Here is a 14,949-nt window from a genome sequence, read left to right as displayed (position 1 = left end):
ATGTGCACATCAATCAGATTGTCAATGGGCGTTGCCCGTTCCACGGTTTGCCAGACTTCATGAGCAATCATTTGCCGCGTAACAACCTGCCCCTGGTTACGCAGTAAAAATTCTAACAGATCGAATTCACGGCCTGTCAAACTAATCTCCACATTACCCCGTTTTACCTTGCGCGTCACCAGATCCATTTCCAGATCGGACAGCAATAAACGCAGCATATTGTCGTTGCGTGTGCGTCGTAATAGGACGCGAATGCGGGCTAACAATTCCGCAAAGGCAAAGGGCTTAACCAGGTAGTCATCCGCTCCGCTGTCCAGGCCTTTAACCCGATCTTCAACAGCATCACGCGCCGTAAGCACCAGAACCGGAAAGGACATTCCTTTCTGGCGAATGGTTTTCAGAATTTCGAGCCCATCCCGACCGGGCAACATTAAATCCAGCAACAGTAAATCGTAATACGTGGTATTCAGCAGGTAAAAACCTTCTTCACCGGAATGGGCCACGTCCACCTGGTACCCTTCATTGGTTAAGCCCTCTTTTAGCGCGTGAGCTACCTTGAGTTCATCTTCAATGATTAATATGCGCATGTTTTGTCCCTCTGATCAATGCACAATAATAAGAAATTTATGGGCATGAAAAACATAAATTTTTCTTAAATTTTGTTCAGAAAAGGTGGAAGTAACAATCAGAATATCGTTTCGCTTTTACGGGCTTTTTCGTAAAAGGGCCAAAAGGCACAATTTGCTATTTACAGTTTTTGTAGATTGGCTTTGAGCCATTTCTGGATTTTCTCGTAATGGGGAAAGCTCTTTTCCCGCTTACGAAATTCAGGAGGATGGACGCGCCGTCGCCCATTGACCGTGACCACCGGGATGACCATGTGCAGCATCTCATGAAACAGCAGATATCGAACCACTTCTTCGGGTACCTGCTTCGAGTCAAAAATACGGCTGATGACCAGTAAATTTTTGTCGGCCGAATAAAATCCCAGCCTGCGGTAACTCTTTCGCAGGCTCCAGCCCAGTTTGGGTTTGACTAAGTCTTCTGTAAAAAACTGGGCCTTCACTTCATCAAACAGAACATCCAGATTAAAATAGCGCCCCAGGGCCGTGTATTTAGACGATGGCTGCTTACTACGAACGGTAGGCAGCAAATGCACGTTTTCTTTCAGATAGGAGCGGTAAATACCGTAGAGCCGCCGATCGACCCTGTATTTGTACAACTTTAAAATCAAAATAATAATCAGCGTACGAATGATTTTGTGGGGCGCTCCGCGAATGGTCTCTGCCAATTGAAGATAGATCCTGCCCCGCTCCAATTTTATCTTATGATTTAATGAACGCGTTTTGTAAAATCGCGCCTCCAGTTTTACCCTCTTTTTACCGATTAATTCGGTAACGATTTCCTGAGACAGCTCTTGCAATTCCTGATCGGTCATGCACGACTACTCCATTAATTAATTCTTATGTTTAAGATGGCGCTTCTTCTTGATCGGACACACACCTCGTTAGATCAAATACAACAGACTGGCCCCGATTAAAGGCACAAACAGATTGTCGGTGCCGAATGGCGAAATGGCCTCAACACCTGTCAGAACAGAGGCCACGATCAGACTCTTGCCTAAAAGGTAAAAGGGATTCATGGCTTGGACATGAATGTTTAAATTAAAATATTGTAAGGCCAGTAAGGTGCCCCAGATAGCCAGCGTACTGAACACAAACATAGCGATGGAGCCTTCAACGCTTTTTTCCAGTCCCCGAAATTTAAACAGGCGCCTTCCCCAGTATTTACCGATTAAACTGGCCATGGCATCTCCCCAGGTCATGGCCATTATGGGAGGTAAGATCAGGTACAACTGATCATCCGGCTGGTTTCGCCAGGCCAGCAAAAACAAAACCGTAATCGAAAAAGCAAAATACACGGTACCCGGACTCTCCTTTTCTCCGTCCATGGCGCTGAACGTGCGTTGCCGGTAAAACAGGTAGTTAAGACCAATAAACGTGGCAAAAGGCACCACGCCCCAATACCAGTGGTCAAAGATTAACACAATCGCCCAGACCCACATTCCGGCGCCAATGTGGATGAGTTTGCGGCTGACAAATTGCGGCCAACCAAACTTTTTTGCCAGGCGCTCAATGACAATTAAAAGAGCAAAAGCGTACACATAAGAAAACAAAAGCCCCCAAAAATCATTGGTTGTAAACATAGTTCCCCCTGTTACCTGATTTCTCTCAAATTTAAACAAATAGCGGAAAAATCCAAATTCTGAGGCAGGCTGGCTGTAACAAAACCATCTGGGTAGGGCTTGAATGGAGCGTAAAAGAGGAAACAGAGAAAGCAGAGAAAATTTCCCGCAAGAAAGAATGTAAATCCGTGCTGCCTGTCGGCCGTCATGCAGCCGGGGCAGAAACCATCACACTGGCCCCTTAATTACCCGCCCGTTATACGGAAGATGGGATCAGGGGCTAAGGCCCACCTTCCACTGGCAGGCCCAATCCCTTATTCCACCCAGTCCGCAATAAAGACGTTGGTGTCGCCTTTCTTTTTGTTAAAGCGATTGGAGCAAAAGACCAATTTCTTGCCGTCGTGTGTAAACATGGGAAAGCCGTCGAACCCTTTAAAAAAAGTGATCTGCTCCAGACCTGTGCCGTCTTCATTGATCATCCATAAATTGAAATCACGTAGGGAATGGTGTTCATCTCCCATGTTGGAACAGAAAATAATTCGTTTATTGTCCGGGTGGAAAAAAGGTGCAAAATTGGCAAATTTATTATGTGTAATTTGCCGTTTGTTGCTGCCATCGGCATCCATAACGTAAAGTTGAAAATTATTAGGCTCGATTAATTCTTCGTTCAATAATTCCTGATAGCGTTGGATCTCCTGCTCGGTTTTGGGGTGGTAGGCCCGATAGACAATTTTGCTCCCATCCCAGGAAAAAAAAGGCCCGCCGTCGTAGCCCAGTTCATTGGTCAACTGCCTTAAATCTGTACCATCGATATTGACGGTGTAAATATCAAGATCGCCGTTGCGCTGCGAGGTAAACACAATTTTGTCGCCCTTGGGCGAAACCGTAGCTTCGGCATCGTAGCCGGGCGCCGGTAAAAAGGGCCGGGGATTCGAACCATCCACATTGGCGATGTACAAATCGTACGTATTGTAAACTTTCCAGACATACCCTCTGGATAAATCAGGAGGCGGTGGACAATTTTCATCCGCGCCATGGGTAGAAGCGTAAAGAATCTGTTGATCACCCGGCAAAAAATATGAACAGGTCGTGCGCCCCTTACCTGTACTGACCATGTGCTTTCCCGAACCATCCAGATTCATAATAAAGATCTGATCACACTGAATATCCCCGTGGGTAGTCTGGTAGATCAAGCGCGTTTCATCAAAACTAAAATAGGCCTCCGCATTTTCCCCTTCATGGGTGAGCATGCGTACATGCTTGAGATGCTTTTCACCCGGGAAAACCAATGACTTCGAGGCGGAATGTTGACAGGAATTCAAAGTTATTAAAAGAACAAAACCAAACAGGTTCCAAAGAATTAATTGTTTCATATTTCCTCCTACTAAAAAAAAAGGCGTACAACGTACGCCTTTAATGTAAGAAAAAAATGATTAACCTAAAAATTCATCCGCATGTTTGCTGAGGAATTCTTTAACACCCTGCGGATCCGCTTTCATGGCCTCTTTACCGGCTTCCCAGTCCGCCGGACAAACTTCGCCGTACTTTTCAAAATGTTGTAACGCGTCGACCATGCGAATCATCTCTTTGATGTTGCGGCCCAGAGCCAGATTGTTGACCACCATGTGCTGTAACACACCTTCTTTATCGATCAAGAAAGAACCACGCAGGGCAACCCCTTCTTCTTCTATCAGAACGCCATAATCACGGCTGATCTGTTTGGTAAAATCCGAAACCAGCGGATACTTAATATTACCGATTCCGCCATCTTTCAAATCGGTGTTTTTCCAGGCCAGATGGCTGAACTGTGAATCGGTAGAAACGCCAATAATCTGAACATTACGTTTTTCAAATTCAGGTAAAAATTTGTTAAACTCGAGGATCTCCGTAGGACAAACAAAGGTAAAATCCAGCGGATAAAAGAAAACGACCACGTATTTACCGCGATAATCTTCCAGTTTAAAATCTTCTTTAAATGAATTATCCGGCATAACGGCCGTAGCCGTGAAAGTAGGGGCTGGTTTACCAATCTGTGCAGACATCGTAAATCTCCTTTCTTTTTATTTAATAGTTCTACCACAAAATAGGAATGGGAAACGATACTTAAATAATAATTATTCCAGTTTTAAAAAAAAATTTTTCGCACCTAATACCGTCGGGGGAGGAGACCTTCCAAACAGAAGAGTTGAATGGTTGAATTGTTGAATGGCCTGTCCGGTGGCCAGACCTGTCAGGCTGCGCTTTGCCAGACTGGCGGGCCTGTCCGGATGCGCCAGCCAGGCGGGCCTGTCAGGCTGGTGCTGCCAGACTGGCCTGTCAGGCCGTAGGACGGTCGCCCTCTGCGGTTTTTTAAAGGCGGCTGTGCGGCCTTAGTTGTTCATACCTTTTTAAACGCTTTATTGCGATTCACCAACCAATAGAGAGCTGGAATAATGAGCAGAGAAAGAACCATGCTCAGGCTCATCCCGCCAATCATCGACACAGCCAGGGGCTGTAACATTTCAGAACCATCACCCAGAGCCAGAGCCAGGGGTAAAAACCCAAAGATGGTCGACAGGGTGGTCATCAGAATCGGGCGAAACCGTACCTTACCAGCCATAAGCAAGGCCTCTTGCAGATGCGGATTGTTCTGCAAATACTTTTCCGTGTAATCAATAAAGAGAATGCCGTTATTCACTACCACGCCCAAAATCATAATCATGCCCATAAAAGCAGAAATGTCAAGCGGAATGGAGGTCATCCACAAAATCAAAAAAACACCGCTGACCGAAAGAATCGTGCCCACCAGAATAACGGCCGCCGTTTGAAACGATTTAAATTCAAAAAGCAAAATGGTGTAAACCAGCAAGGCGCCAAACAACAAAATCAGCAGTAATTCATGAAATGCCCTTTGCTGGCTGCGGTATTGTCCGGCAATTTTCAGCGTAATGCCCGGAGGTAGCGGTAAGCCGGCTAATTTTTGCCTTGTATCTCTGATAATGCTGCCCAGATCCCGCCCGGAAATATGCGCCTTAACATTGATCACCTGAACCAGATTTTCATGTTCAATATCGCTTTTACCCGGAATTTTCTCAATGGTCGCCAGTTCTTGCAATTCAACGGGGCGCCCGATTCCAGGCCAGTAGAGGGGTAAGTGACGTATTTTTTCTATGTGTTCAAAATCGGCTTTGGGATAGCGCACGCGCACAGGAATCATTTTCAGGCCCTGCATCATATTGGTGGCCACATCGCCCCACAATGCAAAACGCACAGCTTTGTGTACTTCTTCCACGGTAAGCCCGAAGCGTTTGGCCGCCTGTGCGTTTACGCGTACAGTCAATTCCGGTTCACCGGGCGAAAAGCCTTTGTAAACATCCACAGCGCCGGGTATTTGCTCCAGCACATGGGCTACCTGAGTGGCCACTTCGTGCAAAAGTGTTAGATTTTGCCCAAAGATTTTGATGACAATGGGAGCAATTTCACCGGACAGATCATTCAGTCGGTCGGGCAGCACCTGGAACAATTCTGGCTCCAGACGCGGTTCATGGGCCTGGTCAAAAGCGCGAATCATATCCATGATTTCGAAGGAAGAACGTTTGTGATTCTTTTTTAAATTGATTACAAAATCGCCGTCATTGGCGTGCGTACGGGGATGGGCCAGGCTCCGCCCTGTGCGCAAAGAGTAGGTTTCCACATCGGGAATACTCATGATGAACTGGGCAATATCTTTCAGCATGCTCTTGGTGCCCTCAATGGAACTGCCCGGCGGCGCCAGGTAATCGTGGACAATGGTACCTTCGTCCCATTCCGGCAAAAAGCCGGATGGAATGCGCAGGTAAAAAGCCAGAGCCACCAGGGCCAGAAAAAGCATGGACAGAAGCGTAACCCAGGGGCGCCGGATTAAAAAGCGCAACCCTCTTTGCTGCACAGAGATTAAATGTGGCAGAAATCGGCCAGGTTGCTTGGGCCTGGTGGAAATGAATACAACCGCCAGGGCCGGAGTCAGAAAGACGGCCAGCAACATAGAAACGAAGATGGCAATGGCCAGAGTTAAAGCCAGAGCCCTGAAAAAGATGCCGGGCACGCCCGTTAGAAAAATTAAAGGAATGAAAACAACCAGGGTGGTCAGGGTTGCCCCCAACAGGGGAGGAATGATTTCAGCGGTCGCCCTGACCACCGCTTCATACCGTGCATGGCCTTCTTCCAGGTAGCGTTCAATGTTCTCGACCACCACTACGGCGTTATCCACCAGAATGCCAATCGCCGCCGCCAGCCCCCCCAGACTCATCAAATTCAGATTCAATCCCAATAATTTAATGAAAATAAAACTAATCAATAGGGCCACAGGAATAATAATCACCGCCACCAGAGTAATGCGCACGCGGCGCAGAAACAAAAACAGGATCAACATGGTAAGCAAAGCGCCAATAATCATGGCATCACGCACACTGTTAATCGAACGCTGAATAAAGTCGCTCATATCGTACCATTTGCTTACCTTTACAGTCGGCGGAAGAACGGTTTGCAGTTCCTGCCATTTATCCTGTACCTGTCGCATGATTTCTACGGCATTGGTTTTGGGCTGTTTAATGATGGTAATTAGGACGGCAGGCTTTAAATCGCTTTCGCAGGCAATGAAGGTCTCTTTTACAGCCGGTTCTACCCTGGCTATCTGGCTTAGCAGAAGCGGCGTATTCCCCTGGTAACCAATGATCGTATTTTTAATATCTTCAATATTCTGAAACCGATTGTCGGCAATGTTCAAATAGAGTTTGTGACTCTCGTTTAAACGTCCGACAAAATTTTGCTGATTTGCCCTACGCAGGGCTTCTTCTACCTGACGGTAATCCAGATCAAAGGCGATCATCTTTTTAGGATCGATGTTTACCCAATATTCGCGTTGATGTCCGCCCATCACCTCTATATTGAATATGCCTGGAATAGCCGCTAATTGAGGTTTAATCACATAAACAGCCAGATCGCGTAATTGCAAAAGATTGAGGCTATCGGATGTCAGGCTGTACCCGGCCACCGGATAGGTGCTGGTTGTAAAGCGGCGCACTTCTATTTGGATGCCGGCCGGCAACTGATGTTGAATGCCACTGACCGCAGCCTGTACCAGCTGGTAGGCACGGAACATGTCCTGATCCCATTGAAAATCCACATTAATTTCCGCTGAGCCGCGGCTAATGGAGGTGCGCACCGTACGAACGCCTTCAACCATCATCATGGCCTCTTCGATGGGTTTGGCGATTTCCATCTCCATCTCTTTTAAGGGCGCTAATCCGTAGTCCACCATCACTGCAATGCGGGGAAATTCCGCATCCGGAAACACACCTTCCGGAATTTTATAGATCAAATAAAATCCAATAAGCGAAAGAAACAACGCGCTAAAAAGCAATGCACTCTTATTTTCAAGGGTAAAGCGAGACAGCCTGTTCATTCTAAACGCACCTCCATGCCGTCCACCAGGGAATAGGCTTTTTTTGTCACCACCAGCTCGCCATCATGCAGCCCGGCAAGAACTTCTACGCGTTGGGGCTGCTTTAAACCGATCTTTAAAACGCGCTCTATAACCCGACCATTTTGGACCGTGAAAGCGCTGTAAACGCCTTCCTTCTCCAGCAAAGCGCTGCGCGGAATGACCAGGGCGTTACGATGCACCTGGCCGGGAAAAGAGAGTAAAACACGTAATCCCGGTCTGAAAAGGTGTTCCGGATTGGAAAGAGCGAGGCGAACAGGTATGGTTTGCGTCTGCTGGTTTACCCGGCCGCCAATGGCTTCCACGGGCAAAACAAGCGCCCCATGAGGAAAATCAATAAAACGCGCCTGAATGGCCGATTGTTTTTGAGCCAGTGGCAGCGCATGAACCGGCAATTCGCCGATGACATTTAGAACATCTAAATTACCAATCTGCACGATAGGCTGCCCTTTTTGCAGGACATCGCCATTGTGCAAATACAACTTCAAGACCGTACCGTTTAAAGGACTGATCAAAGGAATCGTACGCATCTGCTTTTCCAGTACCGGCCTCAAGTCGGCATCAATGTTGGGCAGAACCTGCATCAGCGCCTCACGCTGGGCCGGAATGATTTCGGCAATTCGCTGCCCCTGACGCACCCGATCGCCAAGATATAAATGAAAATCGTTTAACCGACCGTCAAATTGTGAAGAGAGTAAAATTTCGTCCCGCAAAGCAACCTGACCGTAAAAACGAACCGTATCGATCATATCGGCGCGCTGCACCGGCGCTGTTGTGACTTTCAGCTGAACCGCCTGCCTGGCAAGGTGTGCCGGGCGCTCGTTTTGACAGGTCCAAAACCAAAGGCTGAGAACAATGAAAGGTAAAATCCTGACTCTCATTTCTGCTCCATTCTTCTTTTAAATAGCGTTTGCAAAATGTTAATTTTAAGGTCATTGAGTCCCGAGAATCGGAAAGACGAGTAATCTTTTATTCTCGTTGAAACAATCAGATTTCTCACCCCAAAAATCGGGATTCAAAATGACATTCAAGTACATTATGCAACACGCTGTGTTTAAACATTCTGGACACTGGCAATAACGTTCTTTGTGTCAAGACAAACCTCCTAATTAAACTTTCCCGAATCAATAGACTTCGGTTTGACCTCTGAACGCTTATTTTCAAATTTTCCCGGGTGGAATGCGAGACAAACTCCATGATTACAGATAACCTTTTACCAGCCTTCCATTCTTTCCTGCTGATTGGTAATCAACAAGAAATGGGCTAAGGTTCGGGCAAATGCTAACTGCGTTGTTTGCACTTCAATCTGCGAATGGGTTTGCTCCTCCTGAATCGACAGAAACTCCAGATTGGTAATGAGGCCCGCTTTGTAATTGGCCCGTGCCAGTTGCAGAGCCTGTGCGCTTTTTTGCCGACGCGCCTTCTGAAATTCTAAAATCTTCTTTAAATTACCCAACTCGATGCGCAATTTACGGGCTTCGATTTTTAAACGACGTTGCAAAGCCTGTCGCTCATTCAGTAAACGCATTTGTTGCACTTCCACTTTTTCCATGGCCAGCCCGGTAGTATTCCATCTGAAAATGGGCAACTGAATGCCTGCGGCCGCCAACCAGTAGTTCCCATCTGCCGTTGGGTCGCGATCAACAATAAAACCGGCGCTCAATTGTAAATGCGGGAGCTGCCCGGCCCGGATGCTTTTCTTTTGCAATCCGATGGCCTGTTGCTTTAGTTGCAACATCTTTAACAATGGATGCCCCTCCAAGCGCACTTCATTCAGGTCGGGTAGCGGTTGTTCTGAAATCTGTTCGGCAGCAATGGACTGCAACTTCAATTGCTTTCCATCCGGCCAGCCGATAAACAGCGCCAGTTCCTGAATGGCTTTACGGCGCTGATTCAGGGCCTGACTGATCTTTTCTTTTAATTTAAAAATCTGAGCTTCGGTTTGCAGTACGTCCAGCTCTGTTTTATTGCCAGCCTGCCAAAGAGCCCTGGCCACCTGACGATGCATTTCCATGCGTTTCAGGCGTTCCTGCAATAAGGTAAAAATTTTTTCCTGTTTTAAGGCTTCGACAAAGAGGTCTACGGTTTGGGCAGCAATTTGTAAGCGTAAAGACAACTGGTTCTGCTCCTGTGCCAATGCTTCTTGTTTCAGGCTCTGTTCGGTTTTTAAAAGAAAGGAGCCCAGGGCCCAGTCCGCCTGCACCAGGCTTGATTGCTGTAAAAAGCCGTAATCGCTCAGGCGATGGTTTTGAGCCTCCAGTACTCCGCTGATCTGAGGCAAATTTGCCGCTCTGTTTAATTGCGCCTCTTTTTGCACCGCCTGGGTTTGACGTCGGGCCGCTTTTAAGACATAACTAAACTGCTGGGCCCGCTTTAGACACTCCGTTAAAGAAACCGCCTGTCCACCGGCTAAAGACACCAGCACACCAGTGAGCAGCACAAAGACCTGGAGCCTTCTAAAATATCTACGCATCATTTCATTCTCCTCGGCTCTTATTTTCCGGGCAGGAAAACGAGTGTAGCCAACAAACCGTTTGACTACGCTTTCTTGCTGTTAAATCGGCAGCCATTTTATTTGTAATCCCTTTCAACCCACCTGTCATTCTTAAACATCTACTAATTACGTCAAATCTCGAGCAGCACCGGAGCGGAATATCCAAGGAGACAACGCCCAATCTTAAATTTTTTTACAATACAAAGCGCCAGACCAATTTACTCAGGAGCGTGGTATTGCTCAACGCCCATCTCTTATGGCCAGTATCGACGTTTTGATTGATTACAAAATAGAAATTCGTTCCCGGTTTTGGAATCCAGTTAAGCCGTAAATTGAGCAATATTTCATTATCATCATTGTTCCATTGCCCGAACACACTGCCAAACAGATCCGGATTAAGCGAAACATCCAGACGCCCGCTTAATTCCTGAACGATGAAATGGCCGCCGGGCAGCGAAATAAAATTCTGGGAATAATCGACGCTGGCCGAAACATGGCGATCGATCTGGTACACATTGCGTACGGCCCATTCCGTCCGTTGTCCATTGTAATAGGGCCCCCAATTGAGAAAAACAAAATAGTGGTAGGGTTTTCCACGGAATGAGCCATATTGCAATTCGTATCGCGTGAACCAGTACTCTCCTGGCGGGATGATCACGCCTTCATGGATTTCAAAATCTTCGGTCAACTTTTCGGCTCGGCGTTGAATATTGCCTTCAAAAAAATCGCCGTCTTTCGTGGTAAAACCCAAAGGACGGAATTCGGACCATAAACTCTGCAGCTGATGGGTTTGATCGTCAATGTAGTAATTGAAATCAAAGGGTTTAAAAACAAATTTTTGAATCCAGGGAATAAACCTGGGCCGCGGCATAATTCGTAAATCGGCCATGTACATCTGGTAGTTGGTACGCCGTTGAAATCCGGTTTCCGGATTAAAATGGACATCCGATCGGTCCCAAATGGCAGAAAAATCAATAAAGTCATTGGGAAAATCGATGACAATACGACTGGATAAGCCGGTTTTATCCGGACGGTCGGATGTGTAACTCTGGGCAAGAGCGCCTCCCAGGCTGAAATTTTTGTCGCCAAACAAAGAAGTAGTAGAATAGAGAAAATCCGTACCATACACCATATTTTGGCGATGAGGTTCAATTTTGCCCACGCCAATAAGGCCAATCGTAGATTGTTTCAGCACATCCTGGCGCCAGCGCAGAACCGTGTAATTGGTTGAAGGGATTGAATCTTCACGTGCAGTTTGCAAACTCATGGCGCCCAGGGTTGTCGCTCCGATCTTTCCTAAAAGCCGCGCCCCGCCCAAAATGGGAATGGTAGTCCCCTCTTCGGTCAGGCCGATGCGTCTGCTGTAAAAAGGTTGAGTATTGTGCCCCAGTCCGAAATCAAAATAATTTTTACCTTCTAAGAAAAAGCCGCGTTTTTCAGGGTAATAAAGAGAAAAACGCGTTAAATTGACTTGCATTCGATCCGACTCCACCTGAGCAAAATCGGTATTCGCTGTCAGATTCAATTTTAAATTCGGTGTGATCAAATAATTTAAATCGGCGCCGGCATTGAGTTTGCCATTAACCTTGCTGCTTCGAGGCGTCTCAAAGCCTGTTATGCCGTAGGGATTTAATTCGATTAAGGTTACATTATTCACGCCGGTAATGCCCAGTAGGGTACCGGCCCGACTCACCTGTTCCAGCTCGCTGTCTCGTGTCCAGCCCTGCCACAAAACCTGCTCCCGTTTGCGTCGGATGTTACGTTCAAAATTAATGCCCCAGACCTGTTCATCGCTACTCTTAAATTTTAATGTGGAAAAAGGGATTTCAAACTCTGCAAACCAGCCCTGATCCGTGATTCGGGTTTTTACATTCCAGACGCCATCCCAGGCTTCGTTTACGCGATCGCCATTATTCTGAATAAGAGCATCAAATCGGGCGCCGGCCGGATTGGTAATAAATAGGTAACCATTGCGCGCATCGTGATAGGTGTCCAGCACTATTTTAAAATTATCATCGGTGGAATATCTAAAATCGCGCTTCATGCTTTGTACAATCAAATTCTGGGGATCGGAATCAAAACACCATACGCCAATGTACAAATTTTTACGATCGAACAGAACCGCAACTTCTGTACGCTCTGTAGAAGGCTGTCCCTCATTCAACTCCCGTTGCGTAAAATTGGAAATGTGTTGCGCTTTCTGCCAGGGCGCTTCATTTAAAAAACCATCGACCTTGATGTGCGCCTTGATTTTTAAGGCATGAAGCGTGGTCATGTTTTGTGTTTGGCCCAACAGCAAACCAATAGAAATCATGATCAGAAAAAGAACATACGCCTTTACCATTAAAAACAACTCCTTATTTTAGCAGACAGTCGATAAGGCTCCAGACTACTGTAACCTACGATTGAACCCACATTTTCAGCAATAGAACTCCTCCCAAAATGGCAGAAATTGCTAAAATCAGATACCAGGTCATAATGTAAGCTTAAGCCATGGTGTCCTTACGGCTTTTGAATGACCACTTTAAAATCATCAAAAGAGGTGGCGGCATCCGCTTTGGTCCACAGGCCCACTCCCCCAGCTTCGTTAAAGACATCGCTGGTCACACTTAAAAGTTTTTTGCCGTTGAGGTAACCTTCAAACTGCTGCCCATGCACGGTAATTTTCATGGAATGCCAAACATGGGCTGCAAGATGCAGACGCGCACTGGCCAACATGCGCCGCAACCCATTTTTCACGTAATAGATTCGAAAATTGTCCTCCAGCGGATTGTAACGGGCAATGTAGTAATTATTGCGATCTTTAACGCGCCAGATCAGGCCTCCGCCCTGATCTTCCTGGCCGCTATTGGCCTTAAACCTGACCGAGAGTTCGCCATCCAAGAATGTGACGGCATCGGTCCAGCAAAGGTTAAAGGTACTGCCAAAAGAATGGCTGGCATCGATTAAGGCCAATACCCTGTTACCGGAAGGGGCAGTGCTGTCCTCAGTCACCTGCCAGACAGCCAGCCCATCCCGCGGATTGGTTGCCTGCACTTTCCAGCCCGAAGGCAATTTACCGACTGGCACATTCTCAAAATCCAGCACAAGGGTTTTCTGAGCTGGATTGTCTGCGGCCAGAGCCATAAATGAAACAGTGCCTACGGCCATGACGGCCAGAAAAATGAAACGTTTCATGGGATTCCTCCTTCTACCTACGACAATGTTTGTTTATTTAGAGTAATGGTTAAAATCGCCCCATGCGGTCGGTTATTTTGCACCGCAATCGTGCCCCCCTGAGCCTGAACCGCCCATAGGGCAATGGCCAGCCCCAAGCCGCTTCCTCCCATGGAGCGCGAGCGGGCTTTGTCCACACGAAAAAATCTTCTGAAGATCTTATCCTGATCTGCTTCAGGAATGCCCGGCCCCTGGTCTTTGACCGCTATGGTTACCTTATGATTCGATTGTTTAAGCTCAACTACAATATCGCTCTGCGACGGAGAATATTTTATCGCGTTGTCCAGTATGTTTAATAAGGCTTCGCGTAACAGATCGCGATCGGCCTGTATTTTAATACTACGATCTCCCTGCAGAATAATTTGTTGCTCTTTTTCCTCAGCCAGCGGCTGAACAAAGTCGATGGTTTGTTCCAGAAAGAGAAACAGAGGTAGCATTTCTTTGTGTATCGGAATGTTTTGTGAATCTGCCCTGGAAAGAAACAATAAACTTTCCACCAAACTGATTAAACGTCGGTTCTCTTCCAGCATACTGCCGATGACATTGCGGTAATAGGTAGCATCATGGGGTTCCTGTAAACTCACTTCACCCATGCTGCGGATAGCGGTAAGCGGGGTGCGCAATTCGTGGGCGGCATCGGAAGTGAACTGCTTTAAACGTTTGAACGATTTTTCCAGGCGCTCCAACAATTCGTTAAAGGCAATGGCCAGATTTCCCAATTCATCCTCGGCATTAACCACCGGCAATCGTTCCTGCAAATTTTCATCGCTTATTTTACGGGCTTTTTCAGCCATCTGATCGATGGGTTTTAACAATTTTCTACTTAACAAATAACCGCCCACGCCGGCGATTAGAAGGGAAAAAGGTAAAACCAGCAACAGAATTCTAAGAAAGGCGTAAATTTCACGCCACAGAAAAGCTTCATTCTTGAACAAGCGAATGTACAACCACTGCCCGTCAATGTTCACGCGGCCCTGCATGATGCGCACTCTGGAACCATCTTCCAGACGAAGTGTAGCAAAATGGAATCCACCGGATTCAGTGTGCTCCCGCTTAAAAGGCGGTAACTTGCTGGAGCTATTGGGCCAGCTAACAAATAGTTTTTGACCACTTGCCGACCAGATTTCGAACCAGGTTTCTCTTAAAAACGGTTCTTCATCTTCATCAAAACGCACGTCGCCATCCGCATTCAATTGAATTAAATTTTCCAGTATTTCGTAATTGTCTTCCAGTTCTTCATCCAGATTGCGCTGCAGGTTAAAATAGTACAAGGAAACCGCCAGTACGGTATTAAACAAAAGAATGACGCTAATGGCCAGCAGGTACCACAGTGTAAGGCGAGCCCGCACATTTTTTAACAAACCGATCATTGGGGCGCCTCCTCCGACAGCACAAATCCCAGCCCGCGGATGGTGTGAATTAATTTTACAGGAAATGGATCATCGATTTTACGACGCAGGCGAGCAATGTGCACATCAATCAGATTGTCAATGGGCGTTGCCCGTTCCACGGTTTGCCAGACTTCATGAGCAATCATTTGCCGCGTAACAACCTGCCCCTGGTTACGCAGTAAAAATTCTAACAGATCGAATT

Annotated in this window: 13 protein-coding genes; 1 reads left to right on the top strand and 12 read right to left on the bottom strand. The window is 46.8% G+C overall.

From position 1 onward, the window contains the following. The 5 genes from ACWB0I_RS17485 to ACWB0I_RS17465 all read right to left on the bottom strand — a co-directional run. On the bottom strand, positions 1 to 587 hold a 587-nt coding region (locus tag ACWB0I_RS17485), incomplete at its 3' end, for a response regulator (protein WP_479389378.1). A gap of 161 nt (positions 588 to 748) precedes the next feature. Then, positions 749 to 1,438, bottom strand: coding sequence for a hypothetical protein (locus tag ACWB0I_RS17480; protein WP_479389377.1), 690 nt, complete (start codon positions 1,436 to 1,438; stop codon positions 749 to 751). Positions 1,439 to 1,507: 69 nt separating this feature from the next. Continuing rightward, positions 1,508 to 2,206, bottom strand: coding sequence for a diacylglycerol/polyprenol kinase family protein (locus tag ACWB0I_RS17475; RefSeq protein ID WP_479389376.1), 699 nt, complete (start codon positions 2,204 to 2,206; stop codon positions 1,508 to 1,510). A gap of 293 nt (positions 2,207 to 2,499) precedes the next feature. Next, positions 2,500 to 3,558 (bottom strand): TolB family protein, encoded by a 1,059-nt coding sequence (locus ACWB0I_RS17470; RefSeq protein WP_479389375.1) that lies wholly within the window; start codon positions 3,556 to 3,558, stop codon positions 2,500 to 2,502. 60 nt (positions 3,559 to 3,618) lie between these two features. Further along, positions 3,619 to 4,227 carry a peroxiredoxin gene (locus tag ACWB0I_RS17465; RefSeq protein WP_479389374.1) on the bottom strand — a complete coding sequence of 203 codons (609 nt, stop codon included), beginning with the start codon at positions 4,225 to 4,227 and terminating at the stop codon, positions 3,619 to 3,621. 147 nt (positions 4,228 to 4,374) lie between these two features. Between ACWB0I_RS17465 and ACWB0I_RS17460 the strand changes: the two genes are divergently transcribed. Further along, entirely contained in the window at positions 4,375 to 4,512 is a 138-nt protein-coding gene (locus tag ACWB0I_RS17460) for a hypothetical protein (protein ID WP_479389373.1), read from the top strand. A 50-nt stretch (positions 4,513 to 4,562) separates the two neighbouring features. Here ACWB0I_RS17460 and ACWB0I_RS17455 read toward each other — a convergent pair whose 3' ends face one another. The 7 genes from ACWB0I_RS17455 to ACWB0I_RS17425 all read right to left on the bottom strand — a co-directional run. After that, on the bottom strand, positions 4,563 to 7,607 hold the full coding sequence (locus ACWB0I_RS17455) for an efflux RND transporter permease subunit (protein WP_479389372.1): 3,045 nt from the start codon (positions 7,605 to 7,607) through the stop codon (positions 4,563 to 4,565). Further along, the gene (locus ACWB0I_RS17450; RefSeq protein WP_479389371.1) at positions 7,604 to 8,527 is read right to left on the bottom strand and encodes an efflux RND transporter periplasmic adaptor subunit; all 924 of its coding nucleotides are present in this window, start codon (positions 8,525 to 8,527) and stop codon (positions 7,604 to 7,606) included. Before ACWB0I_RS17450 ends, ACWB0I_RS17455 begins: the two co-directional genes overlap by 4 nt. Before the next feature lie 332 nt (positions 8,528 to 8,859). Beyond that, the gene (locus ACWB0I_RS17445; protein ID WP_479389370.1) at positions 8,860 to 10,122 is read right to left on the bottom strand and encodes a TolC family protein; all 1,263 of its coding nucleotides are present in this window, start codon (positions 10,120 to 10,122) and stop codon (positions 8,860 to 8,862) included. 211 nt (positions 10,123 to 10,333) lie between these two features. Then, positions 10,334 to 12,484, bottom strand: a complete 2,151-nt coding sequence (locus ACWB0I_RS17440; protein WP_479389369.1) for a carbohydrate binding family 9 domain-containing protein — start codon at positions 12,482 to 12,484, stop codon at positions 10,334 to 10,336. A 158-nt stretch (positions 12,485 to 12,642) separates the two neighbouring features. Continuing rightward, a complete protein-coding gene (locus tag ACWB0I_RS17435; RefSeq protein ID WP_479389368.1) occupies positions 12,643 to 13,317 on the bottom strand; it encodes a 3-keto-alpha-glucoside-1,2-lyase-like domain-containing protein in 675 nt (224 codons plus the stop codon). Between the two features lie 17 nt (positions 13,318 to 13,334). Further along, positions 13,335 to 14,726 carry a sensor histidine kinase gene (locus ACWB0I_RS17430; protein WP_479389367.1) on the bottom strand — a complete coding sequence of 464 codons (1,392 nt, stop codon included), beginning with the start codon at positions 14,724 to 14,726 and terminating at the stop codon, positions 13,335 to 13,337. Beyond that, positions 14,723 to 14,949 (bottom strand): helix-turn-helix domain-containing protein (locus tag ACWB0I_RS17425; protein WP_479389366.1); only part of this gene is annotated, 227 nt, incomplete at its 5' end. The genes ACWB0I_RS17425 and ACWB0I_RS17430, both read right to left, overlap by 4 nt.

The sequence above is a fragment of the Caldithrix sp. genome, assembly GCF_056497305.1.
Note: the sequence above shows the minus strand (reverse complement) of the source record. Positions and strands in the feature narration are given on the sequence as shown.

What these genes read in the sequence shown, in the direction of transcription:
- ACWB0I_RS17480 (WP_479389377.1), bottom strand. Translation starts at nt 1,438, where the DNA reads ATGACCGATCAGGAATTGCAAGAGCTGTCTCAGGAAATCGTTACCGAA.
- ACWB0I_RS17475 (WP_479389376.1), bottom strand. Translation starts at nt 2,206, where the DNA reads ATGTTTACAACCAATGATTTTTGGGGGCTTTTGTTTTCTTATGTGTAC.
- ACWB0I_RS17470 (WP_479389375.1), bottom strand. Translation starts at nt 3,558, where the DNA reads ATGAAACAATTAATTCTTTGGAACCTGTTTGGTTTTGTTCTTTTAATA.
- ACWB0I_RS17465 (WP_479389374.1), bottom strand. Translation starts at nt 4,227, where the DNA reads ATGTCTGCACAGATTGGTAAACCAGCCCCTACTTTCACGGCTACGGCC.
- ACWB0I_RS17460 (WP_479389373.1), top strand. Translation starts at nt 4,375, where the DNA reads ATGGTTGAATTGTTGAATGGCCTGTCCGGTGGCCAGACCTGTCAGGCT.
- ACWB0I_RS17455 (WP_479389372.1), bottom strand. Translation starts at nt 7,607, where the DNA reads ATGAACAGGCTGTCTCGCTTTACCCTTGAAAATAAGAGTGCATTGCTT.
- ACWB0I_RS17450 (WP_479389371.1), bottom strand. Translation starts at nt 8,527, where the DNA reads ATGAGAGTCAGGATTTTACCTTTCATTGTTCTCAGCCTTTGGTTTTGG.
- ACWB0I_RS17445 (WP_479389370.1), bottom strand. Translation starts at nt 10,122, where the DNA reads ATGATGCGTAGATATTTTAGAAGGCTCCAGGTCTTTGTGCTGCTCACT.
- ACWB0I_RS17440 (WP_479389369.1), bottom strand. Translation starts at nt 12,484, where the DNA reads ATGGTAAAGGCGTATGTTCTTTTTCTGATCATGATTTCTATTGGTTTG.
- ACWB0I_RS17435 (WP_479389368.1), bottom strand. Translation starts at nt 13,317, where the DNA reads ATGAAACGTTTCATTTTTCTGGCCGTCATGGCCGTAGGCACTGTTTCA.
- ACWB0I_RS17430 (WP_479389367.1), bottom strand. Translation starts at nt 14,726, where the DNA reads ATGATCGGTTTGTTAAAAAATGTGCGGGCTCGCCTTACACTGTGGTAC.